A 25,949-nucleotide genomic window follows, 5' to 3' on the forward strand; every position below is an offset into this window, starting at 1 on the left:
CCACCGATAACCGCTCGCGTTCGAAGTCGCCCGAGGCGCAGGCTACTTCCGTGACCGCGTCAGCCCGGACGCGGTGTGAGCGGAAGGACGAACATGACGAGCACGCGCGCCCGCGTCGCCGCCCTGCTGGGCGCCGTCGCGGTGGTCGCCGGCACCACCCTGGCCACCCCCGCGGTCGGCTTCGCCGCCCCGGCGGACCAGGCCCGCCCCGGCGGCGGCATCGCCGGACAGGCACCCTGCCCGAACGCGCCCGAGTTCACCTGCGGGACCCTCACCGTCCCGCTCGACCACAGCGGCACCACCCCCGGCAGCCTCGACCTCGCGGTGGCCGTCGCCGGCAACACCACGGCGCCCAAGGGCGACCTGCTGTTCCTCACCGGCGGCCCCGGCCAGCCCGGCGTCCCGCTGATGAAGCGGATCGCCGGCAAGCTGGAGCCCGTCCTCAAGGACTACCGCCTGGTGATGTACGACCAGCGCGGCACCGGCGCCCACGCGCTCCAGTGCCCGGGCCTCCAGGAGGACATGGGCTCCTCCGACCTCGCCGTGCCGCGCAGGCAGTCGATCGCCGACTGCGCCGCCGCCCTCGGCCCCGGCGCCCGGTTCTACAGCACCGCGGACACCGTCGCCGACATCGACCTGCTGCGCCGAGCCCTCGGCGACCGGCGCCTCACCCTGGACGGCGTCTCCTACGGCACCCTCGTCGCCGAGCGGTACGCGCTCGCCCACCCCGCGCACGTGGCCCGGCTGGTGCTCGACTCGGTGGTGCCGCAGCAGGGCTACGACCCCCTCGACCTGGCCGCGCTGCCCGCCACCGCCCGGGTCCTGGGGGCCGCCTGCCAGGCCACCGGCTGCACCACCGACCCGGCCGCCGACCTCGCCACCGTCGTGCGGCGGTACGGCGACGGGGCGCGGATCCTGGACGCCCTCACCAGCTACGAGTTCACCGACCCGAACTACGGCGGGGTCCCCGAGGCGCTGCACGAGGCCGCCGCCGGGCAGCCGGCCAAGCTCCAGGCCTTCGTCGAGGCCGTCCACCAGGGCGACGCCGCCCCGGCCGAGGCGCTCAGCCAGGGCCTGCACGCCGCCACCGTCTGCGCCGACTCGCACTTCCCGTGGGGCACCACGGACACCCCGGTCGAGGGACGGGCGGCCGCGCTGGAGCGCACCCGGCAGCGGCTGACGGCCGAGCAGACCTGGCCGTACGACCCGGCGACCGCGACCGGGCTCGGCAGCCAACTGGTCTGCCTGGACTGGCCGCGCGAGCCGGTGCCGCCGACCCCGCCGGCGCACCGCAAGCTGCCGAACGTGCCGGTGCTGCTGCTCGGTGGCGACCGGGACCTCTCCACGCCCAACGAGTGGCTCTACCAGCAGGCGGAGCTGACGCACGACCCGCGGATCGTGATCGTCCCGGGGGCGGCGCACTCCGTGCAGACCCGGGCGGCGAACCCGGCCGGACGGCAGGCGGTGTACGACTTCCTGCTGAAGTAGCGGGCACTCGGACGGCGGGCCGTTCCGCACAGGGGACGGAACGGCCCGCCGCCGCGAGTCCGAGGAGCGGCCCGCCGCCAGTTCGAGGACCGGCCCTACCGTCCGGCGGCGCCCCAGCCGTCGTCGGGGAGCGAGCGGTCCGGCTCGGGGCAGTCGACGTGCTCGAAGCCCCACAGCACCGCCTTGTACAGCACCCACTCCGGAAGCGGCGGCTGGTCGTAGCCGTCGCGGTCGGTGAGCACCAGCTCCACCCGGACCTCCTCGGCCGGCGAGAACTCCAGGTTCCGCTGGCCCGGGAGGTTCTCGTACGTCACCGTCCGCCAGCCGTGGCCGGTGGCGGTCAGCGCCGCCATCAGGTCGGCCTCGCCGACGTGGGTGTCGAGCGTCACCGAACCGCCGTCCGGCAGCGGGAGGTCGAGCTCGCCGTGCCAGACCGGCAGGGACAGCGAGCGGAGCCGGCGGCAGCGGCAGAACACCGTCTGGACGTCGCCCCAGCCGAAGGCGTGCGGCCAGCGGTCGCCGCGGTGGATGCCACCGCCGTCCCACGGATCGCCGTAGCGGGCGGCGAGTTCGGGCAGCGAGGCGCCGTAGCGCAGCTCGCCGAGGCCGCCGGTGGTGGCCAGACCGGTGACGAGCGGGAGGAAGCCGGTCAGCCCAGGCACCCGCGCACCGCCTCGATCAGGCGGTTCGCCCGGGCGTCGCCGTGACCGATCATCCGGTTGGCGACGTAGCCGAAGCCGACGCCGAACTCGTCGTCCCCGAAGGCGAACTGGCCGCCGGCGCCGTCGTTGCCGAAGCTGCGCGCCCCGAGCAGCGGGCGGAAGGCGGGGGAGTCGAGCAGCAGGCCGGAGCCCCAGCGGGCACCCATGTCGAAGCCCAGGAAGCCCGCGCCGGAGGAGACTTCGCGTACCGCGTCGGTCACGGTGTCGTGCGCGAGCAAGCGGGGCGAGCCGTCCAGGCCGGTGGCCGCCGCCGCGTAGAGGCCCGCCAGTCCGGTGGCGGAGGCGACGGCGCCCGCGCCGGGCAGCTCGATCGCGTGCAGGGCCGGGTCGTTCCAGCCGTGCGGCACGTCCAGGCCGGGGAAGACCAGCGCGCCGTTCATGGTGACGATCCGGGTGAGCAGGTGCTCGGGCCCGGGCATCGGGCGAGGGCCCTCGGCCTCCACCAGCCGGGCCAGACGCGGGAGTTCGCTCTCCGGCAGGCCGATCCAGACGGGCAGTCCGAGCGGCTCGGCGATCTCCTTGCGCAGGAACGCGCCCGGCGTCAGCCCGGTGATCCGGCGGATCACCTCGCCGACCGCGAAGCCGAACACGTGGCCGTGGTACTCGTGGGTCGTGCCCGGCTCCCAGAGCGGCTGCTGCGCCTCGACCGCCCGGATCACCGGATCCCAGGCGGCGACCTCCTCGAAGGAGAGCACCGCGTCCAGCGCCGGGAGGCCGGCGCGGTGGCCGAGGATCATCCGGGTGGTGACGGCCTCCTTGCCGTGGCGGGCGAACTCCGGCCAGTAGCGGGCGACCGGCGCGTCCAGGTCGAGCCGGCCCTGCTGGGCGAGCAGGTGCGCGCAGATGCTCACCGGGCCCTTGGCGCAGGAGAACACCGGGACGACGGTGTCCTGCGTCCAGGCCCGGCCGGTGCGGTCGTCGGCCGTGCCGCCCCACAGCTCGACCACCTTCCGGCCACCCGCGAACACGGTGACGGCGGCGCCCAGTTCGGGGAACTCGGCGAAGTTGGCGGCGAAGACGTCCGCGACGGCGCCGAAGCGCTCGTCGGCCCAGCCGTGGTGCTGCTGCATGGTGTGGTGCCCCGTTCTGTCCTCAAGATCGACCGAACCACGCTACGGGAGCCGGGCGGCCGTGACGAGGGGATTTCACCAGGCCGGGGCCGCTGGGGCGGATGTGGCAGACTCGCCCGGTGAAACGGGGCAGGAACCGGGTGGACCGCGAGGAACTGACGGCGCTCTGGGAGCGGCGGTGGCCCGGCGTGGAGCCCGTCGGGTACGAGATCGGCACCCGGACGCGGGACGTCTGGGTGCGCTTCCACAGCCTGCCGGAGTCCAAGCGGTACCCCGACGACGAGCGCGAGTACGCGATCGTCCTGGAGCGCCACAACACCGTGCTGGACGAGCTGTTCGCCGGTTCCGAGGTGTACGTCCTCACACCGCGGTGGAGCGGCCGGACGAGCGTGCCCCGGATGCGCCGGGACGCGAAGCACTGGCGCACGTGGCTCCAGGCGGACGACCCGGCGCCGGAGTTCCGCACCTACTGCCACGTGTTCGTGGAGCGGCACCGGTGGCGGCGCGGCGAGCTGGACCGGCTGCTGCGCCGGGTCGCCGACGAGCGGGAGGGCGGGGTGATCGTCACCGACACCGGCATGCGGCGGCTCTACCACCCGTACGACGGCGGCGCGGACGTCTACCTGACCACGGCGGAGGAGCGCGACCGGCTGAAGGAGCGGCACGCCGACTGGCTCTCGCGGTACCCCGGCGGTTGGTGAGCGGCGCTCCCGGCCGACGCGGGCCGGCCGGTGCGGGTCCGGCCGACACGGACCCGGTCGGCGCTGGCCCGGCTCGCGCGCGGGCTTGCCGCCGTCCGGGTTCGCCCCACAGAGTGTCCGGAGCGCGTTGACGATCACGCGCCCCGGCAGTCCGGCTGCCGCAGTGAGCGAGGGAGCGAGCCCATGGCCGTCAGTCTGAGCAAGGTCGAGCAGAGTGCGCCCGCGTTGGTGAGCCTCTACAAGACGGCCGGCGCCTCGGTGGAACGGCGCGGGCTGAGCGGTCAGCGCCTCGCGGTGTACCTGGTGATCGACTACTCCGGCTCGATGAGGCCCTATTACAAGGACGGCAGCGTCCAGGCACTCGCCGACCGGGTCCTGGGCCTGTCCGCCCACCTGGACGACGACGGGAGCGTGCCGGTCGTCTTCTTCTCCACCGAGGTCGACGCCCAGGCCGAGATAGCCCTGGCCGACCACGACGGCTGGATCGACCGGATCGTCGCGAGCCTCGGCCACATGGGCAAGACCAGTTACCACCTGGCGATGGAGGCGGTGGTCCGGCACTACCGCGCGAGCGGCTCCACGGAGCCGGCCCTCGTCCTGTTCCAGACGGACGGCGGGCCGATCAACAAGAGGGCGGCGGAGGTGGGCCTGTGCGAGGCGGCGAAGCTGCCGATCTTCTGGCAGTTCATCGGCTTCGGCGACCCGGGCAGCCGGCAGTTCGACTTCCTGCGCAAGCTCACCGGGCTCGCGGTTCCGGAGATGCGCCCCATCGACAACGCGGGCTTCGTCCACCTGGGGCGTGATCCCCGGAAGGTCTCCGACCGGGACCTGTACGACCTGCTGCTCGCCGACGTTCCCGCCTGGCTCGCGGCAGCCCGGGCCCAGGGCATCGCGCCCCAGGGCCCGGCGGTGCGGCCGCCGGCCGAGCCGGTGGCCGAGGCGGCTCCGGAGCCGCCGCAGCGCCGGGGCCTCTGGGCCGCTCTGACCGCGTGGCTGGGGCGGCGATAGGGGCGCGTGAGCCCGGCTGCCGGGGGCCGCGCTCGGCGCCGCCGCGAGTTCGGTCGCGGGATCGGTCGCGGGATCGGTCGCGGACTCAGTCGAGGACGGGCTCGAAGAGGGGAAGGAAGTTGATCACCGCCTCCTCGTACGGGTGGACGGCGCGGACGGCTCGCAGCACGGCGGCGGCCCGGTCCTGGTCGCAGACGGACTCGACGCGGACCTCCGGGGCCGTCTGGACGACACCCGCCGTGCCCTGGTAGGGCCGGGCGTCGGGCGAGGGCAGCCAACTGCCGGTGATGCGCCAGACGCTGGTGCAGCGGACGTACTCGCCGACCCGGCCCGCACCGGCCGTGTGGAGGGCCTCGACGACCTGGTCGAGGTGGCTCTCGGGGACGGATATCTCGATCTTCAGACGCGTCATGCCGGGACTCTAGCGAGCGCCACGCCCCTCGCCGCCCACGCCCCTCGCCGCCCACGCACCGAGGGGCGTGAACGTGCCTCCTCGCGCCCTCCGCGCTCCTCGGGCCGTGTTTCGGCCGGATGAGCAGGGTGTCACCGCCGTCTACCGACCCGCCGGGCTGGGCAGGCTCGGGCGGACAGCACCAGTGAAGGAGTCAGATGATGACCGCAGTACACGAATCCGTCCTGGACGCGATCGGCGGGACGCCGCTGTTCCGCCTCGCCCGGCTCGGCGCCGGGATCGCCGCGCCGATCTACGCCAAGGCCGAGTTCCTCAACATCGGCGGCAGCGTCAAGGACCGCGCCGCGCTGTCCATGGTCCTGGCCGCCGAGCGGGACGGCCTGCTGAAGCCCGGTGGGACGATCATCGAGGCGACCTCCGGGAACACCGGCATCGGCCTGGCGATCGTCGGCCGGCAGCGCGGGTACCGGGTGATCGCCGGGGTGGCGGACAAGTCGGCGCCCGAGAAGGCGGACATCCTGCGGGCGTACGGCGCGGAGGTGGTGCTCGCCCCGACGGCGGTGCCGCAGGAGGACCCGAAGCACCTGTTCAAGGTGATGGAGCGGCTGACCGAGGAGATCCCCGGGGCCTGGCTCGCCAACCAGTACGACAACCTGGCCAACCCCGACGCCCATGTCCGGACCACCGGTCCCGAGATCTGGGAGCAGACCGGCGGCCGGGTGACCCACTTCGTCGCGGGGGTCGGCACCGGCGGCACCATCACGGGGACGGGCGCCCACCTGAAGGAGGCGTCCGGCGGCTCGGTGACGGTGGTCGGCGCGGACCCGGAGTCCTCCTCCTACGGGGGCGGGGACGGCAGCCCGTGGTACGTCGAGAGCATCGGGCACTACCTGCACCCGGAGACCGTCGAGGACCGCTGGCCGCAGGCCTACCGGTCGGAGGTGGTCGACTCCTACGAGCGGATCCCGGACCGCGAGTCCCTGCTGACGGCGCGCCGGCTCGCGCGCGAGGAGGGCCTCCTGGCCGGGCCGTCCTCCGGGACGGCGGTGGCGGCCGCGCTGCGGGTGGCGCGGGAACTGGGCCCGGACGACCTGGTGGTCGTGCTGCTGCCGGACTCGGGGCGCTCCTACCTGTCCAAGGTGCACAGTGACGCCTGGATGCGGGGGTGGGGCTTCCTGGAGGACGCGGACGGGCTGCGGCCGCTGCTGGAGGCCGCCCGCCCGCTGGTGACGGTCGACGCCGACGCGACCGTCGGAGAGGCGGTGGAGGCGCTGCGGGAGGCACCGGGCGGCGTCGCCCCGGCGGTGCTGGCGCGGGCTGAGCGCCCGTTCGGGGTGAGCGCGACCGAGGTGGTCGGCTCGGTGTCCCGGGAGGTGCTGACGGCGGCGCTCGCCGACGGCGCGGCCAAGTCGGGCGACCCGCTGGGCGCGCTGCTCGGCCCGGCGCTGCCGACGGTCGGCGTCGGGCAGTCGGCGGCCGAGGCGCGGGCGGCGCTGACGGGCGGGCGGCCGGCGGTGCTGGTGCTGGTGGACGGCCGGGTGGCGGGGCTGCTCCCCAGGGAGGACCTCGCGAGCTGACGGAGCGTCATGGTGATGGGGCCGCGCTCTCCGGGGAGGGCCAGCGTCAGGGCGATGGGGTCGCGTCCCCCCGGGGAGGGCCTCGCTGATTGATTGAGCGTCAGTTGTCGTCCGTCGGCGTCAGGATGGCGGCGATCACCCGGGCCAGGGCGCGCTCGAACGCCCGGTCCGGGTCGGCGGGCGGGCCCGCGGTGGCGAAGGCCTGCGCCAGGTGCGGGTATTCGCCGCTCGCGGCCGCCTGGCCGAGGTAACCGGCCAGCTCGGCCTGCCACTTGGCGCCCGCGGCCGCCGTCTGCTCGTACTGTGCGAACTGGCCGATGAAGCCGTTGAACAGGGCCATCGCCTCCAGCCGGGAGCCCCCGTCGAGGTCGGTGGGGGCGGTGATGGCGAGGAAGTGGTCGGTGTAGCGCAGGGCGTTGGGGCCGATGCCGGGGCGGGCCAGCAGCAGTGCCGGCAGCCAGGGGTGGCGGCGGCAGATGCCGATCTGCTGATGGGCGAGGTCGGCGAGGTCGGCCCGGACGTCACCGCTCGGCGCGGGTGGGAACCGGTACTCGGCGGCGACCGCGTCGAGCATCAGGTCGAGCAGGTGCTCCTTCTTCGGCACGTAGTTGTAGAGCGACATGGTGCCCGCGCCGAGCGCCGCCGCGACCCGCCGCATGGAGACCGCGTCCAGGCCCTCGGCGTCGGCGATCCCGATGGCCGCGGCGGCGATCGAGTCCCGGCTGTGGGCCGGGCGCGGGCCGCGGCCGGTGCGCTCGGGGCGCAGCCAGATCACCTCGGGGGCTTCGGGGGGCGTGGGCCTGCTCGATGGCGCGGGGCCGCTCGACGGTGCGGGGCTGCTGGACGGCGTGGACTCGCTGGACGGCACTGGAAGATCACCTCGGTTTCCCATCTTAGATACGTACGGCGTACGTAGTAGGGTGGCGCCCGCGCACGCTTCTACGTACGCTGTACCTAGAGAAGGGCAGAGCCATGTCCGACACCACCCGACCCGCCATCGAGATGGCGGGCGTGGCGAAACGCTTCGGTGCCACCGAGGCCCTGCGCGGCCTCGACCTCACCGTCCCGGCCGGCACCGTCTGCGGCCTGCTCGGCCCCAACGGCGCCGGCAAGACCACCGCCGTGCGCGTCCTCGCCACCCTGGTCGCCCCCGACCGCGGCACCGCCAGGGTCGCCGGACACGACGTCGTCCGCGCCGCCGAGGACGTCCGGCGCGTCATCGGCCTCGCCGGGCAGCACGCCGCCGTCGACGAGGGCGTCACCGGCCGCGACAACCTCCGGCTGTTCGGCCGGCTGCACCACCTCGGTGCCCGCCGGGCCCGGGAGCGCGCCGACGAACTGCTCACCCGCTTCGACCTCGCCGACGCCGCCGACCGGCTCGTGCGCACCTACTCCGGCGGCATGCGCCGACGCCTCGACCTCGTCGCCAGCCTGGTCACCAGCCCGTCCGTGCTCTTCCTGGATGAGCCCACCACCGGACTCGACCCGCGCAGCCGGCAGGCGATCTGGGACACCGTCAAGGAGTTGGCGGACGGCGGCACCACCGTGCTGCTCACCACCCAGTACCTGGAGGAGGCCGACCGGCTCGCCGACGACATCGTGGTGGTCGACCACGGCGCCGCCATCGCCACCGGCCCGCCCGACCGGCTCAAGGCCGCGATCGGCAGCCAGGTCGCCGTCACCCTGGCCGACCCGGCGCAACTCGCGGCCACCGCCGTGGTGTTGTCCTCGATGACCGGTGGCGACGCGCGGGTGGATGTCGCCGAGCGGACCGTCACGGTGCTGACGATGCCCGGAGTGTCCGTCCTGCTGCCCTCGCTGGTACGGGAGTTGGACGGCGCCGGGGTCGTCGCCGAGGACGTCGCGGTGCGCACGCCCTCGCTGGACGACGTGTTCCTCGCGCTCACCCAGGAGTACGCGGATGCCCGGGAGTCCGCGGGAACCCGGGAGTCCGCGGACGCCGGGAGGGCCGCCTGATGGCCGCCGGGTACGCCGCCGCGGCGCGGCCGTCCGTCACGCGACCGTCCGCCGTCGGTCGGCTCGCCTCCGGTACCTGGACCTCGATGCTCCGCGTCCTGCTCAACTACCGCCACTCACCCGGGCTGTTGGCCGCCTCGCTGGGTGTCCCGGTGGTGATGGTGGTGGTCTTCGGCTACGTCTTCGGCAGCGCCATGCAGGTGCCGGGGGGCGGCGACTACCGGGAGTTCCTGATGCCCGGCCTGTTCGCCATGGTGGCCACCAACGGCATCATGCCCACCATGGTCGGCGCCGCCCGCGACGTCGGGCGCGGGGTCACCGACCGGCTGCGCTCCATGCCCGTCTCCCGCACCGGACTGCTGCTCGGACAGACCCTCGCCGACCTGCTGGTCAGCGTGGTCGTCCTGGCGCTGCTGGCCGGGGTCGGGCTCGCCGCCGGCTGGCGCGCCCGGCACGGACTCGCCGACGCGGTGGGGGCGTTCGCCCTGCTGCTGCTCTTCCGCTTCGTGATGACCTGGGTCGGCACGCTGCTCGGACTGGCCGTCGGCAAGGAGGAGGCGGCCGGCCAGCTGTCCGTCGCGGTCTTCCCGCTGGCGATGGTCACCAACGCCTACGTGCCGACCGGTGGCATGCCCGGCTGGCTGCGGTTCCTCGCCGACTGGAACCCGGTCAGCTCCGTCGTCCAGGCCTGCCGGGAGCTGTTCGGCAACCCCTCGGCGGCCGGCACCGCCTGGCCGACCCAGCACGCCGTCCTCGCCGCGCTGCTCTGGAGCGCCGTGCTGCTCGCGGCCTGCATGCCGCTCGCCGTAAGGAAGTTCGCCACCCACGGGCGGTGATCCATCCGTGGGCGGTGATCCGCCGCGTCCGGTGAAATGTGCTGGACAGCGGGGTCGGTGCGACGGAAGGTGGGCGCCATGGAGTACACCCACCTCGGCCGCACCGGCCTGACCGTCTCCCGCCTCTGCCTCGGCACCATGAACTTCGGCCCCCACACCGAGGAAGCCGAGGCCCACCGCCTCATGGACACCGCCCACGAGCGCGGCATCAACTTCTTCGACACCGCCAACAGTTACGGCCGCGACAGCGAGGGCCGGCTGCGGGGCCGCACGGAGGAGATCATCGGCCGCTGGTTCGCCAAGGGCGGCGGCCGCCGCGAGCGCACCGTCCTCGCCACCAAGGCCTACGCCGACATGAGCGACTGGCCCAACGAGGGCAGGCTCTCCGCGCTCGCCATCCGCAAGGCCGTCGAGGCCAGTCTGCGCCGCCTCCAGACCGACCACATCGACCTGTACCAGATGCACCACATCGACCGGGCCACGCCCTGGGAGGAGATCTGGCAGGCGATGGAGGTCCTGGTCGCCCAGGGCAAGATCATCTACGTCGGCTCCAGCAACTTCGCCGGCTGGCACATCGCCCAGGCCCAGGAGGCCGCCCGCTCCCGGAACTTCCTCGGCCTGGTCAGCGAGCAGTCCCTCTACAACCTGCTCGACCGCGCGATCGAGCTCGAGGTCATCCCCGCCCTGCAGCACTACGGCCTCGGGCTGATCCCGTGGTCCCCGCTGCGCAGCGGCCTGCTCGGCGGCGTCCTGCGCAAGGAACGCGAGGGCACCCGCGACCGCAGCGCCATGCCGTACGCCAGTGAACTCCTCGCCAAGCACCGCGACCGCATCCAGGCCTACGAGGACTTCGCCGACGAACTCGGCGCCGACCCCGCCGCCCTCGCCCTCGCCTGGCTCCTCTCCCGCCCCGCCGTCACCGCCCCGATCGTCGGCCCCCGCACCCCGGCCCACCTCGACGCCGCCATCGGCGCGCTCGACCTCGAGCTCGACCAGAAGACCCTCGACCGCCTCGACGAACTCTTCCCGGGCCACAAGCCCGCCCCGGAGGACTACGCCTGGTAGGCCTAGGCCGCCGCACCAGGCCGGCCCCGGCCCCTGCCCTTCGCGGGGGCCGGGGCCCCGGTGGGTCCGGAGGGGACGGCCCGGGTTCGGCACCATCGGCGGTGGCGAGTGCCAACTGCCCAGTGTAGTAGCCGAATTGTGAGGTCGGCGAGCCTTGACCGGGGCGTCCGGTGCTGGTGTAGTCACCGCTTACATGGACAAGGGGATGGGGGAGGAACAGTTGGCCTTGTTCGCCAAACCACAGCGGGGCATCACCACCGCGGCCGCCACCGGCGACACCGTGGTGCTGCTGATCGGCATGCGGATCAACCGGTTCTGGGCCGTGCACCACTGGGGCCCGGTGATGTTCGCGATGCTCCGGATGCTGTACGAGCTGCGCCGCGCCCCCGAGCGCGGCCTGCGCGGCCGCGTCCTGCTGACCGCCTCGCCGCGCACCTACTACGTCGTCCAGTACTGGGAGTCGAAGGAGAAGCTGTACGGCTACGCGCACGCGCCGGACGGCTTCCACCACACCGTGTGGGGCATCGCCAACCGCAAGCTGCGGGACGGCAAGGTGCGCGGGCACGTCGGGATCTGGCACGAGACGTACATCGCGCCGCCGGGCGGGTACGAGTCGATCTACCTCGACATGCCGCTGTTCGGCCTGGCCGGTGCCACCGGCTCGCTGCCGGTGGAGGCGCGCGGGCGGCACGCGGCGCAGCGGCTGGCCTACCGGGAGCCGGTGTCGGCGCCGACACCGGAGCCGGAGTCGCAGCCGGAGTCGGAGCCGAAGTCGCAGCCGGTGCCTGTTCCGGGGCCTGAGTCCGGCGTCTGAGTCCAGGGCCTGAGTCCGGGGCCCGAGTCCGGGGCCCCGGGAGTGTCGCGGGTCGCCCGGCCGCCGGGCCGTGAGAGCGTCGGGGGATGGTGGATCGGGGCGACGCGCGGCCGCAGGCGCCGGCGCGGTCGGTGCGGGTGGTGCACGAGGTGCCGTACCACGCGCAGTGGGAGTCGGCGGAGCTGGTGCGGGAGATCGTCGACGGGCGGCTGGACGCGTCCGCCGACCCGCGCTGGGGGCAGTCCGGTGCGGCCACCGCGGAGGAGTACGCGTGGTGGTCCTGGCGGCTGTGCGGAGTGGCCTGTCTGCGGATGGCGCTGGCGCACTGGTGGGGCATGGCCCCGGCGGCGGTGGCGCTCGCGGGCGAGTGCCTGGCGGCCGGCGCGTACCTGCGGGACGGCGACAGCCTGCGCGGGCTGATCCACGCGCCGTTCGCCGCGTACGTCCGGCAGCGCTGGGGACTGGTCGCGCAGGCAAGGGAGTTGACGCCAGGGGAGGTGTCGGCCGAGGTGGCCGGCGGCGCGCTGGTGATGGTCTCGGTGCACCCGTCGATCCGGGAGCCGTACGGGCCCGAGCCGGTGCGGCGCGGCGGGCACCTGGTGCTGGCGGTGGGCGCCACGGACACGGCGCTGCTGGTCCACAACCCCTCCGGGTTCCCGGGGGAGTCGCAGGCCTTCGCGCGCGTGCCGTGGCGGTCGTTCGGCCGGTTCTACGCCGGGCGGGGGATCGTGCTCGGCCCGCCCGGGCCCTCGCCCCGGGGCCGGCTCCGGGACCCGCTCCAGGCGTCGGCCGCGCCCTGATCGCGCGGGCCGGTCGTCACTGGTTGTCCGGCAGTCCCATCGGGTTGATCGGCAGCTCGCCGCGACAGAGCGCCGAGATCGGCTTCAACGCCGCCGCCAGCCGGTCGAGTTCGGCGCGCGGGTAGTCGTTCCAGACCCGGGCGGCGGCCAGGTCGGTGGCGGCCTCCAGGGCCTGGTGGCGGGTCCGGCCGAGTTCGGTGACCGTCCCCTCGGCGGTCAGCCAGCCGCGCTCGACCAGGCGCTCGGAGGCCGCCTCCCACTCGGTGTCGGTCCACCCGCGCAGCGGCTGGATCATCTCGCGCCGCATGTCCATCGCGCAGCGGACCACCAGGGCCTCGCAGCCGTCCAGCCCGGCCGTCACCAGCGCGGCCACGTGGCCGTCGCCGCGGTGCTCGCGCATCACGGTGGCGGCCTGCCAGAGCCGCTCGTACAGGCCGCTCGGGCGGGGGAGTGCGGCGTTGGCGGCGGCCAGCACCCGGCCGGCGCAGTCCAGCCGGGCGGCGGCCTGCTCCAGGGTCTCGGCGACCAGCTCGACCTGTTCCCGGTTCACGTGCTCCAGCAGCCGGCCCAGGATCGCCGCCGAGGCCTTCAGTCGGGCGGTGAGCGCCTCCTCCGGGCTCGCGTGGCCCCACACCTCCGGCAGGGCGCGTTCGACCATCGCCGGGGCGAAGTTGAAGAACGCGGCGGTCACCGGCGGGGCGTCCACCGCGCCGAGCGGGGCCGCGCGGGTGCCGAAGTAGCCGTGCAGGCGGCCGTGCAGACCGGCCTCCTCGAAGGCGGTGCGGCCCTCGGGCAGGAAGTAGGTGACGGCGTGCACCGGCTCGAAGAGCCACCACAGTGCGCGGGCGGGGTGGACGAGATCGGTCATCGGGGACCTTCCTCGGACGGAGCCCCCGGGTGGGCCGGGGCGCTCGGCTGGTCGGGACGGCCCGGCGGGAGCCGCGGCGGGTCGTGGCCCGTTCCAGGGCTGATGACCACGGCGACGGCCCCGGTAACCCCGCGAGGGGTGTGATGACGGTCACGTGAAGGTCGCCGTGTGCGGTCGGGGGCGGTGCGGCGCGGGATGATGGGGCGAGGTGCCCGCTCCGGGGGTGCCCAGCCCTCGCAAGCCCTCGTACGAAGGTAGTCGGTCATGGCCCAGATCAACCCCAGCATCCTGTCCGCGGACTTCGCCCGGCTCGCCGACGAGGCCGAGGCCGTCCGGGGTTCCGACTGGCTGCACGTGGACGTCATGGACAACCACTTCGTGCCCAACCTCACCCTCGGCGTCCCGGTGGTCGAGTCCCTCGCCCGCGCCACCGACATCCCGCTCGACCTCCACCTGATGATCGAGGACCCGGACCGCTGGGCCCCGCAGTACGTCGAGGCCGGCGCCGGTTCGGTCACCTTCCACGTCGAGGCCGCCGCCGCGCCCGTCCGGCTCGCCCGCGAGATCCGCGCCAAGGGCGCCCGCGCCTCGATGGCGCTCAAGCCGGGCACCCCGATCGAGCCGTACGAGGACCTGCTGCCCGAGCTCGACATGGTGCTGATCATGACCGTCGAGCCCGGCTTCGGCGGCCAGGCCTTCCTGGACATCATGCTGCCGAAGATCCGCCGCACCCGGGAGCTGATCGCCAAGCACGACCTCGAACTGTGGCTCCAGGTGGACGGCGGCGTCGCGGCGAGCACGATCGAGCGCTGCGCGGAGGCCGGCGCGGACGTGTTCGTGGCCGGCTCGGCGGTGTACGGGGCCGAGGACCCGGCCGCGGCGGTGCGCAACCTGCGGGAGCGCGCCGACAAGGCGTCGGCAGAAGCCTGGTGGGCCTGCGGGCACTGAGCCTGCGGCCGTCCGGCGGTGCCGCGCCCTTCGCGGGCGGGGAGCCGCCGGATGGCCGGGCACGGGTGGAGGACCGTCGCACCGTGACGCATGATCGGTGACGACGCACTCCTCTCCGCCCGGCCCTCCTCGTACGGTGGTGGAACCGCGATGAGCAACCTCGACCTCCAGCCCACCCCGACCGCCTGCGGCCGCGAGGCCGGTACCGGACCGGTGAAGGATCTGCTGACGGCCCGTCAGTTCCCGCTCGGCGGAAGCACGGTGGTCCGCCGCCTGCTGCCCAACCTCGGCCGCCGGATGGTCGGGGCCTGGTGCTTCGTCGACCATTACGGCCCCGACGACATCGCCGACGAGCCCGGCATGCAGGTCCCGCCGCACCCCCACATGGGCCTCCAGACGGTCAGCTGGCTCCACCAGGGCGAGGTGCTGCACCGCGACAGCCTCGGCAGCCTCCAGACCGTCCGGCCGTACGAACTGGGCCTGATGACCTCCGGCCGGGCGATCTCGCACTCCGAGGAGTCCCCCCGCCCGCACGCCCGCCACCTGCACGGCGCCCAGCTCTGGGTCGCCCTCCCGGAGACCGGCCGGCACGTCGCCCCCGCCTTCGAGCACCACCCCGACCTGCCCGTGGTCACCGCCCCGGGCCTGCGCGCCACCGTCATCCTCGGTACCCTCGACACCGCCACCTCACCGGGCACCACCCACACCCCGCTGGTCGGCGCCGACCTCGCCCTCGCCGGGGGCACGGACCTCCGCCTCCCGCTCGTCCCCGACTTCGAGTACGCCGTCCTCGCCATGTCCGGCCGGGTCGACGCCGACGGCGTCCCGGTCGAGCCCGGCTCCATGCTCTACCTCGGCTGCGGCCGCCCCGACCTCCCCCTGCGGGCCGAGGCCGACGCGGCCGTCCTCCTCCTCGGCGGCGAGCCCTTCGACGAGAAGATCGTCATGTGGTGGAACTTCATCGGCCGATCCGGTGAGGAGATCGTACAGGCGCGAAACGACTGGGAGAAGGGAATTCGCTTTGGCGAAGTGCACGGCTACGGCGGTGCCCGACTGCGTGCCCCGGAGCTGCCCGACATCCCGCTGAAATCACGCGGACGGGTGCGCTGACCTGGTGAAACGTGCGGCTGGACAGGCTGCTCTCCTGCTGGCGGCCGCTGCGCCGGGACGGCCGCGCCGCTGCCTGTCTGGTGCCCGTCGCCCGGCGGGTTTGTCGAGCTCGGGGAGGGGTTGCCGAGTCTCACGTTCGGGCGTGTGCGACAGGGTTCAATCGGATCGATGCTGACCTCTTGCTGACTTTCCTGACGGTGCGTCAGCTGATTGCTGCGGTTGCTTCTGCTGTTGTAGGTAGGCCGCCGGTGGGGCCGGCATCGGGGAGGGTGGCGAGCCAGAACGGGGTGTCGGCCGCCTCCTCTGGGGTTCGGACGGTCTCGCCGTAGGCCATGCCGGTGTTGGTTCGGCTTGGGGCGGCGGCGTTGACGAGGAAGCCGATGTCGACGAGTTCGGCGGCGAGGATCTGGGTGAGAGCGTTGAGGCCGGCTGTGGAGACGCAGTAGCTCACGTTGCAGGTGCCCGTGTCGCGCGACCGCCTCGCCGGCCGCGAGGCGGTCAAGGATCGGATCCGCATGTTCCTCTTGCTTGCCGGCGACCGACAGGCTCCAGGATGTCGATGACCGCGAAGAATCGTGATCCCTGTGGTTCGTCTTCCCGGCGATGCTCGCCTGGGCCGTGTTCATCACCGTCCGGCTCGAACACGGTCAGGAGGAGTTGCCCGCCGCCGTCCGAGCGGCCCGTGGATCCTGTGACCGCGACGACCCGGCGGATGGCCGCTGCCTGCCGTCGGACGGGACGGGAACCGGCTACCGGCGTAGCTGCTCGACCAGTGCGGTGAAGAGCTGCAGGTTCGGGAACATCCATACCGGGTTGCCGGTCAGGTCGGTCGGCTTCCCGGCGGCCTCGACGCGGACGAGTCCCTGCATCGTGTGGACACCCTGCACCTGCGACCAGGAGACCTGTTTCCGCCCCGCCGCCACGCCGCTCCGGCTCACCAGGAAGCTGCCGAACGGCATGGTCTTGCCCGCCCGGAGTGCGATGAGCGCGTCCGCCAGCTGCGCCTCGGTCACGGCCTGCTGGATTCGTGGACCCCAGTCTTCGGGGTTCGGGAACCCTTCGCGGATGGTGACTTCCTGGCCTTCGCGGTCGCGCAGCGTGTAGGCGTGTTTGATGCGGTTGCTCCGGCCGAAGGTGTGGTAACGGCCGATGTTCTGGTACACCGTCATCGTGTCCCAGCGCATCGCCCTGAGCTTGCCCCCTACGACGACGACCAGGCCGTGCTCGTAGAGGTGAAGACCGGCGTTCTTCCTGGTACTCCTGTTGTGCCTCTCGCGCAGGATCCTGAAGAGCAGGAGGACCGCGACGGGTGGCAGGAAGACGAGGAGGAGGCCGGGGGACGTACGAGTCAGGGCGATGCCGGCGGACACCAGCACGGCGAGGAGGACGGACATGGTGACGACGTCCGACCGCTGAACAGCCGGCGAGGGCCGGGCCGGACGGTAGGTCGCCCGATGGCTGCCCAGCCGTTGCCGCGCGACCGCCTCGGCGACCTGCTCCGAGTACTCGGTGGGAACGTGCCGGTGAGCAAAGCTGTCGGACACGGCGCTGTGCTCCTCGATCGGATCTCGGCCGGGAAGCGGCCCACGCTAGCGGGGCGGTGCGGGCGACGCGACGCGTCGAAGGCCTGACGGCCGCGACCTTGATGTATCTCTTCCGGCATCTTGACGAGGCGTTGATTCCGGACGCGGCGCGCGCTGGGCGGCCGTCTGTCGATCACTGCGCCAACGGGGCGAACCGGCGCGGGCGGTTCCCGGGAGCGGCGCGGCTGGTCGCATAGCCTTTCGCCCTGCCGCCGCCTCGGTGGCGCCGGGTTCGGGGAAGAGGACAGGGGCGCAGGGTGAGTTCGTCGGGTGCGGCTGCGTCGACGTGGCGGACCAGGTTCCGGGTGTGGTTGCTGGAGGGCCTGTCCGACATGGCCAAGCAGTACCCCGGGCCGCACGCGCAGGCGCCGGTCGAGCACAAAGGCCAGCGGTGGTGGCGGGTGATGTGCTTGACCGGTCTGGACTACTTCTCCACGCTCGGCTACCAGCCCGGTATCGCGGCACTCGCGGCCGGGCTGCTGTCCCCGGTGGCGACTATCGTGCTGGTGATCGTCACGCTGTGCGGGGCGCTGCCGGTCTACCGACGGGTGGCGCAGGAGAGCCCGTATGGCGAGGGATCGATCGCGATGCTGGAGCGCCTGCTGTCGTTCTGGCAGGGGAAGTTGTTCGTCCTGGCCCTGCTCGGGTTCGCGGCGACCGACTTCATGATCACCATCACCCTGTCGGCGGCGGACGCCACCGCGCACCTGGTGGAGAACCCGCACCTGACCAGCGCCCTGTCCGGCAGACAGGTACTGATCACCCTGCTCCTGGTCGCCCTGCTCGGCGGAGTCTTCCTGAAAGGGTTCAGCGAGGCGATCGGCCTGGCGGTGTTCCTGGTCGCGGTGTACCTCGCACTCAACGTGGTCGTCGTGGTGAACGGGCTCTGGCACGTGCTGAAGGCCCCGCACCTGGTCGCCGACTGGACGGACGCGCTGACCGCCGAGCACGGCAACGCGATCGCGATGATCGGCGTCGCGCTGGTGGTCTTCCCCAAACTGGCGCTCGGCCTGTCCGGCTTCGAGACCGGCGTCGCCGTCATGCCGCACATCGAGGGCGCACCGGAGGACACCGAGGAAAAGCCGACCGGCCGGATCCGCGGCGCCCGCAAGCTGCTCACCACCGCCGCGCTGATCATGAGCTGCTTCCTGATCACGACGAGCTTCATCACCACGCTGCTCATCCCCAAGGCGGCGTTCGAGCCCGGCGGGCCGGCCAACGGACGGGCGCTCGCCTACCTCGCGCACGAGAACCTCGGGAACACGTTCGGCACCGTCTACGACATCTCGACCATCGCGATCCTCTGGTTCGCCGGCGCCTCGGCGATGGCGGGGATGCTCAACCTGCTGCCGCGCTACCTCCCGCGGTACGGCATGGCCCCGCACTGGGCGCGGGCGGTGCGGCCGATGGTGATCGTGCTGACGCTGATCGCCTTCCTGGTCACCTGGCTCTTCGACGCGAGCGTGGACGCCCAGGGCGGCGCGTACGCGACCGGCGTCCTGGTGCTGATCTCCTCCGCCGCGATCGCCGTCACCATCGCCGCCCACAAGGCCGGGCAGCGTCGTTGGCGCGCCGGATTCGCGGTCATCGCGGCGGTGTTCCTCTACACCACGGGCGTGAACATCGCCGAACGCCCGGACGGCGTCAAGATCGGCGCTTGCTTCATCGGCGGGATCATCCTGGTCTCCTTCCTGTCCCGGCTGCGGCGGGCGTTCGAACTGCGCGTCACCGACATGGTGCTGGACGAGGCCGCCGAGCGGTTCATCCGCGACTACACCCACCGCACGATGCGGCTGATCGCCAATGAGCCGAACAACCGTGGCCTGGCGGAATACCAGGAGAAGAAAAGGGAAGTCCGGACACACCACGACATCCCGGCCGACATCGACCTGGTCTTCGTCGAGGTGACCGTCCGGGACCCGTCCGAGTTCGAGTCGGTGCTCGACGTGCACGGCGAGGTCCTGCACGGCCGCTACCGGGTGCTGACGCTGGAGAGCTCCAGTGTCCCCAACGCGCTGGCGGCCCTGTTGTTGACCATCCGGGACCGCACCGGGCAGCTTCCGCACATCTACTTCGAGTGGACCGAGGGCGGCCCGGTCGGCCACTTCCTGCGCTTCTTCCTGTTCGGACAGGGCGAGGTCGCCCCGGTCACCCGCGAGGTGCTGCGCGAGGCCGAGCCGGACCGATCCCGGCGCCCGCGCGTCCACGTCGGGTAGGGCGGAGCATGGAACCGGAGGCGAAGAGAGGCGGCGGGACGGCGATGGCCGGGAAGCTGCGGGTGTTCCTGGGAGCGGCGCCGGGGGTGGGGAAGACGTACGCCATGCTCCGGGAGGGGCGGCGGCTGCGCGGCAAGGGGCTGGACGTGGTGGTCGGCCTGGTCGAGACGTACGGGCGGCACGGGACGGCGGGGCAGCTGAGGGACCTGCCGGTGCTGCCCCGGAGGCCGGTGCCGTACCGGGGCGTGGAGCTGACGGAGCTCGATCTGGACGCGCTGCTGGCGCGCCGCCCGGCCCTCGCGCTGGTGGACGAACTCGCGCACACCAACGTGCCCGGCGGGCGGAACGAGAAGCGCTGGCAGGACGTGCGGGAGCTGCTGGACGCCGGGATCGACGTGGCGACGACGCTCAACATCCAGCACCTGGAGAGCCTCAACGACGTCGTCGAACAGATCACCGGCGTCGCCCAGCGGGAGACGATCCCGGACGACGTGGTCCGGGCCGCCGACCGGATCGAGCTGGTCGACCTGAGTCCGGAGGCGCTGCGCGCGCGGATGGCGCAGGGGGAGGTCTACGCGCCGGACCGGATCGACGTGGCCCTGGGCCACTACTTCCGGGCCGGCAACCTCGGTGCGCTGCGCGAGCTGGCGCTGCTGTGGCTCGCCGACCGGGTGGAGGAGGAACTGGCCGACTACCGGGCCCGGCACGGCATCCGGGCGCCCTGGGAGACCAAGGAACGGATCATGGTCGCGTTGAACGGGGCGCCGCAGGGCGAGCACCTGATCCGTCGGGGGGCCCGCACGGCTACCCGGGTGCACGGGGACCTGATCGGCGTGCACGTGCGCCTGGACGACGGCACGGTCGAGCGTGAGCCGCCGGATCTGGCGCCGCAGCGGGAGCTGCTTCGGGAGCTGCGCGGCACTTACGTGGAGGTGAGCGGCGGCGACGTGGCCCGGACGCTGGTGGACTTCGCCCGGTCGGAGAGCGCCACCCAGCTCCTGCTGGGGCCCACCAGCCGCAGCAGGCTGCGCGAGCTTGTCTCCGGCTCGGTGATCAACCGGGTGATCCGGCTGGCCGGCCCGATCGATGTACGGGTGCTGCCACCGCCCGAGCCCGGGCTGCTGACGGTGCCGCCCGCGCCCCGCAGGCGCCGCCCGGCGCTGGTTCCGGTCCGCCGGCGTCGGCTGGCGTGGCTGGTCGGACCGGCCGGGGCGGTCGCGCTGACCTGGGCGCTGTCGCCGTTGCACGAGTCGCTCGGCCTGTCCGGCGTGCTGCTCTGCCAGCTGCTGGTGGTGGCGGGGACGGCCCGGCTGGGCGGGCTGCTGCCGGCGGCCGGTAGTACGGCGGCCGGGGCACTGGCAGCGGACTACTTCTTCACCACGCCGTGGCACAGCCTGACGGTGGAACGGGGCGCGGACGTCGCGGCGCTGCTGGCGTACCTCGCCGTGGCCGGGGTGATCTCCCATCTGATCGACGGTCTGACGCGCCGCTCGCAACAGGCGGACCGGGCACGCGCGGAGGCCGCGGTCCTCACCCGGCTGGCCGGGGGGACGGTGGAATCCGGGCCGCGGGTGCTGCCCGATCTGGTCGCGGAGCTGCGGCAAGTGTTCGGCCTGGACGGCGCCGCTGTGCTGGCCCGCACGGGTGAAGCGATCTGGGAACCGGCGGCCTCGGCCGGTGTGGAGGTACCGTCGGGGCCCGACGAGGCGTCGTTCTCCGTCGACCTGGGCGACGGCGCGGTCCTGGTCCTGCGCGGCGCACCGCTCACAGAAGAAGACACCCGGCTGCTCGGGCCGTACGTCGCCCAGTTGAAGCTGGCCCGTGAACGGGAGCGGCTGGCCGCGCAGGCGTCGGCGGCGGAGGTGCTCGCGCACACCGATGCACTGCACACTGCGCTGCTTGAGGCGGTCGGGCAGGACCTGCGGGCGCCCCTGGCTGCGGTGCGCCGGGAAGCCGGGCACGTCCCGGGTCCGGCCGGACAGCGGATCGGCGCCGAGGTGGAGCGGATGGAGCGGCTGGTCGCCAATCTGCTGGACCTGAGCCGGTTGCGGGCCGGGGTGATGCCGGTGGTGCTGCGGCCGACGGTGGTGGCCGAGGTGGTGCGAGCCGCCGCCGACGGCGTGTCAGGCGTCCGTGTCGACCTGGAGTCGGGTTTGCCGCCCGTGCTCGCCGATCCCGGTCTCCTGGAGCGGGCGTTTGCGGGCCTCCTGGTGCTGGGGGCAGAGGGGAGGGAGCCGGTGGTGGTTGACGCGGGTGTGGTGGCCGGGCGGGTGGACGTTCGGGTGACCATCCACGGTGGACAGGCCGCCTCCAGCGTGGGTGCGGGGCCCACGGTGGTGCAGGGCTTCGTGGAGGCGATGAACGGCGAACTGGCCGTCGAGGAGACGCCCGGCGGTGGCACCTCCTATGTCATCGGCCTGGCGCGCGCGGTGGCCTGATGCTGTGCTGCCGAGCCGGGGGCGAGCGGCGCGTCAAGATCGCGTCGAGATTCCAGGCTGCAGCGTCAGGATGCTGTCAAGGCTGCGCGGAGGGAACACCGGCGGAAGGTTGGCTGGCGTCGAACGATTTCGCGGTGAAGGGGCAGGCCTGGCTGTGCGCATGTACTCCGCCCGCCCTGGGGGCCGTCGCTACCACCCGGTCCTCGACCGCTTGCCGGTCGCGGTGTCCGGCACCGCGGCGTTGGTCGCCGGTGGCGCGCTCGCGTTCGGCCTCGGCTGGCTGGGTGAACTCCATGCCGGCTGGTTCCCGTACATCGCGTACACCGGGCTGGCCGGGCTGGCCGGCGCTTTCTCCAGGCCGCTGGCCGCGCCGGTGGTGGGAATAGCCGCCTGGTTGTGCTGCAACGCCTTCGCGGAGCACCGCCACGCGGAGCTCGGCTGGTCCGGGCCGGGGCTTGAGGGCGGGCACTACGCGCTCTTCACCGCCGCCGCGCTGGTGCTGTCGCTGCCTGCCGCCCTGCCGCGCCGGGCGATCCGCGTCGATCGCCTTCCGGTCGGCGGAGGGTCCGGGCACTGCCTCGGCTGATGTCGTCACCTGATCGCCGCCTCCGACGTCGTTCCGGAGGCGGCGGCCAGTGTGCCACCCCAGGCCTGGGACGAACTGGATCAGCAGGTCGATGGCCTTGATGCCGAGGAACGGCAGCACCAGCCCGCCCAGCCCGTAGACGCGAAGGTTGCGGCGGAGCAGGTCGGTCACGGAGGCGGGCTGGTAGCCGACGCCCTCGGCGAGCTGTTCGGTGGTCGCGCCGGGCAGCGGGTGCAGGGCGACGGCGCGGCGGTTGCCGTGGGTGATGGTGCCGGTCTTGTCGAGCAGGAGGACGTCGACGTCCCGGCGGCCTCGACGGCTCGGCCGGAGAGTGCGACAACGTTGCGCTGCACGAGGCAGTCCATCCCGGCGATGCCGATTGCGGAGAGCAGCGCGCCGATGGTGGTCGGGATGAGGGCGACCATCAACGCGACCAGCACGATGGTGGTTTGGGGGAGCGTTCGCCTAGATGGCCATCGGCTGGAGCGAGACCACGGAGAGCAGGAAGGCGATGGTCAGCGAGGCCAGCAGGATGTTGAGCGCGATCTCGTTCGGTGTCTTCTGCCGGTCGGCGCCCTCGACGAGGGCGATCATCCGGTCGACGAAGCTCTGCCCGGGGCGGGAGGTGATCCGGACGACCAGGTGGTCGGAGAGCACCTTCGTGCCGCCGGTGACGCCCGTGCGGTCGCCGCCGGACTCGCGGATGACGGGCGCGGACTCCCCGGTGATCGGCCAGCTGCCAGCGGGTGATGAGTCGACGGCGACCGCTCCTGGCGCTGGCCGGCCGGTGGCTTGGGTGCTGCGGAGGTTGCCCGGGAACACGCCTTGGGCGGGCGAACCAGTTCTGCTGGTCGGAGGTGGTGTCCGGTGGAGTGAGGGCCGAACGGCGCATCGTCTCGGGGGATCTTCCGGGCCGCCCGGGAGAGGGGCGGCGGTTCGGGGAACGACGGGGGAACGCCGGACAGCGAAGCACCGGTTCTTCACACGCCATGCGCGCCTTGACGGCGACTGGGCGTTCGGAGCCACTTCCTCGACAGCTCCCTGACGCCCTGTCGGACACGCGTTCGTCAATGAGTGACGACCGGGCCGGCCCAGTACACCACCTCCTGTCGCACCGGCCGGAAGCCCGCCGCTTCGGCGAGCGCCCGGCTGGCGTGGTTGCTCTGCGGCGCCGACCAGGTCGGGATGAGGCCCTGGGCGCGGGCGGCGGTCGTGGCGGCACGGACGCAGGCGAGTGCGAGGTCGAGCCGTTGGAACGCCGGGTCGGTCGCCACGGCGATGTCCAGGTGGTTCCGTCCGGCGAGGTAGCCACAGGCCAGCGAGGCCAGGTACGGCCCGAGGAACGCGCCCCAGGCGAAGCCGCTCACGACGAGCGCGCGATGACCGCCCCAGGTCTCGGCGACCCAGTGCGGGAGCCCCGGGCGGTTTGCGGAGGAGGCGCGGCGGGCGAAGCGGTCGAGGTGGGTCTCGTCGGCGGCGTGCAGCGAGCGTACCCAGGCTGCGGTGTTGCGGGAGACCGGTCGAGGCCGTTCCGTGTGGACGTGCAGCACGCGGATCCACGGTGTGATGTGGCTGAAGGTGCGTCCCAACAGGGGAAGGAAGCGGTCCGGGGCGTGGAACTGCCCGCGCCCGAAGCGGGCGAGGACGTCCGGGTCCAGGCGGTCGGGGTCTCCGTGCAGCAGCCGTTCCGGCCCGCAGTGAACCAATAGTGCCCGGACGGTGTCGGTGTCGTCGGCCCACCAGCCGCCGTAGGCACTCCGTCCGACATGGGCGGGCAGGACACTCGCGCCGGGCTGCTCGGGGGTGAACCAGTCGGTGGTGGGCGGAACGGTGACGGACATGCGTCCAGTACGGCAGACCGCAGCCGACGGGTGTCGGCTCGTTGACGAAAGCCTGGCAGCGACAGGGCTCTTGCTGACGGAACCTTGGCGATCTCCGGAAACCCGTCGGCAGTTGGGGCATGGGCATCAACGATGCGTCGACCGCGCGTCAGGGCTTCGTCAGGGAGGGTGAACGAGCTTGCCTCCGGCATCGGGGCAGGCTTTGATGGGGGACATGCACCGCTCGACACGCCACCACGACCGCCCGCCGCATAGCCGGCCGCGGATCGTCGCTGTCGCGGTCGCCACCGCCGTCCGGTAGGACCGAGCTCCTTCCCGCTCATCACCGGCCGCGCGCACGGGCCCGGTACCACTACGTCGTGCCCGTGCCGATCACCGCCGTCCGTTCCTTGCCCTGGCTGGCTCCGAGGGCAGGGGACGGACGAGCGTTCTCTCACATCACACCTTCTCGCACCGGCGGCCCCGGAGGCGCAGGGCTTCGTGCCGCGTCGCCTTCGCACCCCGCCGGTGCCCTTCCACCCTTGGATGGGTCATGTCCGACGCTGTTCTGTCCGTCCGCACCGCCCTCGTCACCGGCGCCTCCTCCGGGATCGGCTGGGAGACCGCCCGGCTGCTCGCCGGGCACGGCGCGACCGTGCTGGTGCATGCCCGCACCACCGGCGAGGCCGAGGCGGCCGTCGCCCGGCTGGTCGATGCGGGCGTCCGGAGGGACCAACTCGTCGAGCTGGCAGCCGACTTCACCCACCTCGCGGAGGTCGCGGTGCTGGCCGGCACGGTCGTCAAGCACTACCCGGCGCTGGACTTGCTGGTGAACAACGCCGCCGTGATGGCGCCCGAGCGCTGCACGCTGACCGACGACGGCAATGAGGTCTCGCTGCAGGTCAACTTCCTGGCCGCGCACCTGCTGGCGAAGCTGCTGCGCGCGCCGCTGTCGGCGGCCGGCGACGCCCGGATCGTCAACGTGTCCTCCTCGCTGCACCGCACCGCCTCGATGAACTGGTCGGACCCGCACCGGGTGAAGAAGTACTCGCGGGTCGCCGCGTACGCGCAGTCGCAGCTCGCGCTCACCATGGCGACCGCCGACATGGCCCCGGCCGGCTCCGGCATCACCGCCGTCAGCCTCAACCCCGGCCTGTGCGACACCGCGCTGCTGCCGCTGTACGGGCGGGTCGGCGCGCCGGCGGCCGCCGGCGCGGCGGAGGTGGTCCGGCTCTGCCTGCCGGAGACGGTCGTCGCCAACGGCGCCTACTTCGACGACGGCGTCATCGCACAGACCGCGCAGGCCGCCCAGGAGGAGCGCTCGCTCAAGCGCCTGGCCAAGCTCGCCGACCAGCTGGTCGGCCAGGCGGCCTGAACCGTACCACCCGATGCGGCAACCCGACGATCACGAGAAAGAACACGATGTCCAAGCGCGCTCGTAAGAAGAAGGCCCGGCGGAAGAAGAAGTCGAACCACGGCCGCAAGCCCGGGCAGTAGCCCGACAGACTCACCCGGTGCCGCGTGCCACCGGCACCGGGTGTACGCCTTCGGCCCCTGAGACCCGCCGTCCAGCTGTGCGGACGGGCGGTTTCTCAGGGGCCGAGTCGTTGCCCGGCTCGTCAAGATCGCATCAAGGTCGACGTCGCCGCCATCAAGGGTGTGTAGGAAGCGGCGGGCGGTGTTCCGGGGCGCTTCACGATCGTGACCACCACGATCGAGGAGCCACGAATGCCAGAGAGCACGATTCCGACTGTCGCGGCTGATCCCGCGCCGCCTGATACCGGCGCGGGCGACGAGCGGCACCGGCTCAGCGCACTCGGCGGACTGGCCGCGCTCTCGCTGGACGCCATGGCCTCGGTCGCGTACGGGCCGGAGTCGATCGTGCTGGTGCTGGCCGCCGCCGGGGCGTA

The 25,949-nt window shown here is 73.0% G+C and carries 24 protein-coding genes and 1 pseudogene; 16 read left to right on the top strand and 9 right to left on the bottom strand.

Going from position 1 to position 25,949, the window contains the following annotated elements:
• Positions 1 to 93: 93 nt before the first annotated feature.
• Positions 94 to 1,488 carry an alpha/beta fold hydrolase gene (locus tag ACGF0D_RS06805; RefSeq protein WP_392914188.1) on the top strand — a complete coding sequence of 465 codons (1,395 nt, stop codon included), beginning with the start codon at positions 94 to 96 and terminating at the stop codon, positions 1,486 to 1,488.
• Between the two features lie 95 nt (positions 1,489 to 1,583).
• On the opposite strand, the gene ACGF0D_RS06810 is transcribed toward ACGF0D_RS06805, so the two are convergent.
• Together ACGF0D_RS06810 and ACGF0D_RS06815 are read right to left on the bottom strand one after the other, a co-directional pair.
• On the bottom strand, positions 1,584 to 2,150 hold the full coding sequence (locus ACGF0D_RS06810) for a hypothetical protein (protein WP_392914189.1): 567 nt from the start codon (positions 2,148 to 2,150) through the stop codon (positions 1,584 to 1,586).
• A complete protein-coding gene (locus tag ACGF0D_RS06815; protein WP_392914190.1) occupies positions 2,138 to 3,280 on the bottom strand; it encodes a serine hydrolase domain-containing protein in 1,143 nt (380 codons plus the stop codon). Before ACGF0D_RS06815 ends, ACGF0D_RS06810 begins: the two co-directional genes overlap by 13 nt.
• A gap of 119 nt (positions 3,281 to 3,399) precedes the next feature.
• On the opposite strand from ACGF0D_RS06815, the gene ACGF0D_RS06820 reads away from it, so the two are divergent.
• A complete protein-coding gene (locus ACGF0D_RS06820; RefSeq protein ID WP_392914191.1) occupies positions 3,400 to 3,981 on the top strand; it encodes a hypothetical protein in 582 nt (193 codons plus the stop codon).
• Between the two features lie 183 nt (positions 3,982 to 4,164).
• Positions 4,165 to 4,989 carry a VWA domain-containing protein gene (locus ACGF0D_RS06825; RefSeq protein ID WP_392874884.1) on the top strand — a complete coding sequence of 275 codons (825 nt, stop codon included), beginning with the start codon at positions 4,165 to 4,167 and terminating at the stop codon, positions 4,987 to 4,989.
• 85 nt (positions 4,990 to 5,074) lie between these two features.
• Here the strand turns inward: ACGF0D_RS06825 and ACGF0D_RS06830 are convergent, their stop codons facing one another.
• Positions 5,075 to 5,401, bottom strand: coding sequence for a hypothetical protein (locus ACGF0D_RS06830; RefSeq protein WP_392874887.1), 327 nt, complete (start codon positions 5,399 to 5,401; stop codon positions 5,075 to 5,077).
• Between the two features lie 197 nt (positions 5,402 to 5,598).
• Here ACGF0D_RS06830 and ACGF0D_RS06835 point away from each other — a divergent pair, with 197 nt between their 5' ends.
• A complete protein-coding gene (locus ACGF0D_RS06835) occupies positions 5,599 to 6,978 on the top strand; it encodes a pyridoxal-phosphate dependent enzyme (protein WP_392914192.1) in 1,380 nt (459 codons plus the stop codon).
• 100 nt (positions 6,979 to 7,078) lie between these two features.
• Here the strand turns inward: ACGF0D_RS06835 and ACGF0D_RS06840 are convergent, their stop codons facing one another.
• On the bottom strand, positions 7,079 to 7,846 hold the full coding sequence (locus ACGF0D_RS06840; RefSeq protein WP_392914193.1) for a TetR/AcrR family transcriptional regulator: 768 nt from the start codon (positions 7,844 to 7,846) through the stop codon (positions 7,079 to 7,081).
• A gap of 104 nt (positions 7,847 to 7,950) precedes the next feature.
• Between ACGF0D_RS06840 and ACGF0D_RS06845 the strand changes: the two genes are divergently transcribed.
• The 5 genes from ACGF0D_RS06845 (at position 7,951) to ACGF0D_RS06865 (ending at position 12,470) form a co-directional block, all read left to right on the top strand.
• A complete protein-coding gene (locus ACGF0D_RS06845; protein WP_392914194.1) occupies positions 7,951 to 8,955 on the top strand; it encodes an ATP-binding cassette domain-containing protein in 1,005 nt (334 codons plus the stop codon).
• A complete protein-coding gene (locus ACGF0D_RS06850) occupies positions 8,955 to 9,791 on the top strand; it encodes an ABC transporter permease (RefSeq protein WP_392874899.1) in 837 nt (278 codons plus the stop codon). The genes ACGF0D_RS06845 and ACGF0D_RS06850 overlap by 1 nt, the downstream gene beginning before the upstream one ends.
• 78 nt (positions 9,792 to 9,869) lie before the next feature.
• Complete coding sequence (locus ACGF0D_RS06855) at positions 9,870 to 10,856, top strand: aldo/keto reductase (RefSeq protein ID WP_392874902.1); 987 nt, start codon at positions 9,870 to 9,872, stop codon at positions 10,854 to 10,856.
• 205 nt (positions 10,857 to 11,061) lie between these two features.
• Positions 11,062 to 11,670 carry a monooxygenase family protein gene (locus tag ACGF0D_RS06860; RefSeq protein WP_392914209.1) on the top strand — a complete coding sequence of 203 codons (609 nt, stop codon included), beginning with the start codon at positions 11,062 to 11,064 and terminating at the stop codon, positions 11,668 to 11,670.
• An 86-nt stretch (positions 11,671 to 11,756) separates the two neighbouring features.
• Positions 11,757 to 12,470, top strand: a complete 714-nt coding sequence (locus tag ACGF0D_RS06865) for a C39 family peptidase (protein WP_392914195.1) — start codon at positions 11,757 to 11,759, stop codon at positions 12,468 to 12,470.
• A gap of 16 nt (positions 12,471 to 12,486) precedes the next feature.
• Here ACGF0D_RS06865 and ACGF0D_RS06870 read toward each other — a convergent pair whose 3' ends face one another.
• A complete protein-coding gene (locus tag ACGF0D_RS06870) occupies positions 12,487 to 13,338 on the bottom strand; it encodes a hypothetical protein (protein WP_392914196.1) in 852 nt (283 codons plus the stop codon).
• Between the two features lie 264 nt (positions 13,339 to 13,602).
• Here ACGF0D_RS06870 and rpe point away from each other — a divergent pair, with 264 nt between their 5' ends.
• Both rpe and ACGF0D_RS06880 read left to right on the top strand, forming a co-directional pair.
• A complete protein-coding gene (rpe, locus tag ACGF0D_RS06875; RefSeq protein WP_392874914.1) occupies positions 13,603 to 14,286 on the top strand; it encodes a ribulose-phosphate 3-epimerase in 684 nt (227 codons plus the stop codon).
• A 150-nt stretch (positions 14,287 to 14,436) separates the two neighbouring features.
• On the top strand, positions 14,437 to 15,396 hold the full coding sequence (locus tag ACGF0D_RS06880; protein ID WP_392914210.1) for a pirin family protein: 960 nt from the start codon (positions 14,437 to 14,439) through the stop codon (positions 15,394 to 15,396).
• A gap of 202 nt (positions 15,397 to 15,598) precedes the next feature.
• Here ACGF0D_RS06880 and ACGF0D_RS06885 read toward each other — a convergent pair whose 3' ends face one another.
• Positions 15,599 to 15,898: a hypothetical protein gene (locus ACGF0D_RS06885; protein WP_392914197.1), complete on the bottom strand. Its 300-nt coding sequence runs from the start codon at positions 15,896 to 15,898 to the stop codon at positions 15,599 to 15,601.
• 247 nt (positions 15,899 to 16,145) lie between these two features.
• Entirely contained in the window at positions 16,146 to 16,940 is a 795-nt protein-coding gene (locus tag ACGF0D_RS06890; protein WP_392914198.1) for a DUF6585 family protein, read from the bottom strand.
• Between the two features lie 371 nt (positions 16,941 to 17,311).
• Between ACGF0D_RS06890 and ACGF0D_RS06895 the strand changes: the two genes are divergently transcribed.
• The 3 genes from ACGF0D_RS06895 (at position 17,312) to ACGF0D_RS06905 (ending at position 22,219) form a co-directional block, all read left to right on the top strand.
• Positions 17,312 to 19,195: an amino acid transporter gene (locus ACGF0D_RS06895; protein ID WP_392914199.1), complete on the top strand. Its 1,884-nt coding sequence runs from the start codon at positions 17,312 to 17,314 to the stop codon at positions 19,193 to 19,195.
• Positions 19,196 to 19,203: 8 nt separating this feature from the next.
• Positions 19,204 to 21,633 (top strand): DUF4118 domain-containing protein, encoded by a 2,430-nt coding sequence (locus ACGF0D_RS06900; RefSeq protein WP_392914200.1) that lies wholly within the window; start codon positions 19,204 to 19,206, stop codon positions 21,631 to 21,633.
• A gap of 154 nt (positions 21,634 to 21,787) precedes the next feature.
• Positions 21,788 to 22,219 (top strand): hypothetical protein, encoded by a 432-nt coding sequence (locus ACGF0D_RS06905; protein WP_392914211.1) that lies wholly within the window; start codon positions 21,788 to 21,790, stop codon positions 22,217 to 22,219.
• Between the two features lie 162 nt (positions 22,220 to 22,381).
• Here the strand turns inward: ACGF0D_RS06905 and ACGF0D_RS06910 are convergent.
• Both ACGF0D_RS06910 and ACGF0D_RS06915 read right to left on the bottom strand, forming a co-directional pair.
• Positions 22,382 to 23,005: pseudogene (locus tag ACGF0D_RS06910) on the bottom strand (potassium-transporting ATPase subunit B); the annotation flags it as partial.
• A 281-nt stretch (positions 23,006 to 23,286) separates the two neighbouring features.
• On the bottom strand, positions 23,287 to 24,060 hold the full coding sequence (locus tag ACGF0D_RS06915) for a GNAT family N-acetyltransferase (RefSeq protein WP_392914201.1): 774 nt from the start codon (positions 24,058 to 24,060) through the stop codon (positions 23,287 to 23,289).
• 532 nt (positions 24,061 to 24,592) lie between these two features.
• Between ACGF0D_RS06915 and ACGF0D_RS06920 the strand changes: the two genes are divergently transcribed.
• Together ACGF0D_RS06920 and ACGF0D_RS06925 are read left to right on the top strand one after the other, a co-directional pair.
• Complete coding sequence (locus ACGF0D_RS06920; protein WP_392914202.1) at positions 24,593 to 25,414, top strand: SDR family NAD(P)-dependent oxidoreductase; 822 nt, start codon at positions 24,593 to 24,595, stop codon at positions 25,412 to 25,414.
• A 353-nt stretch (positions 25,415 to 25,767) separates the two neighbouring features.
• A partial coding sequence (locus tag ACGF0D_RS06925; protein ID WP_392914203.1) for a hypothetical protein occupies positions 25,768 to 25,949 on the top strand: 182 nt, incomplete at its 3' end.

Origin of the sequence: Kitasatospora sp. NPDC048298, from assembly GCF_043201465.1 — a bacterium.
Lineage (GTDB): Bacteria > Actinomycetota > Actinomycetes > Streptomycetales > Streptomycetaceae > Kitasatospora.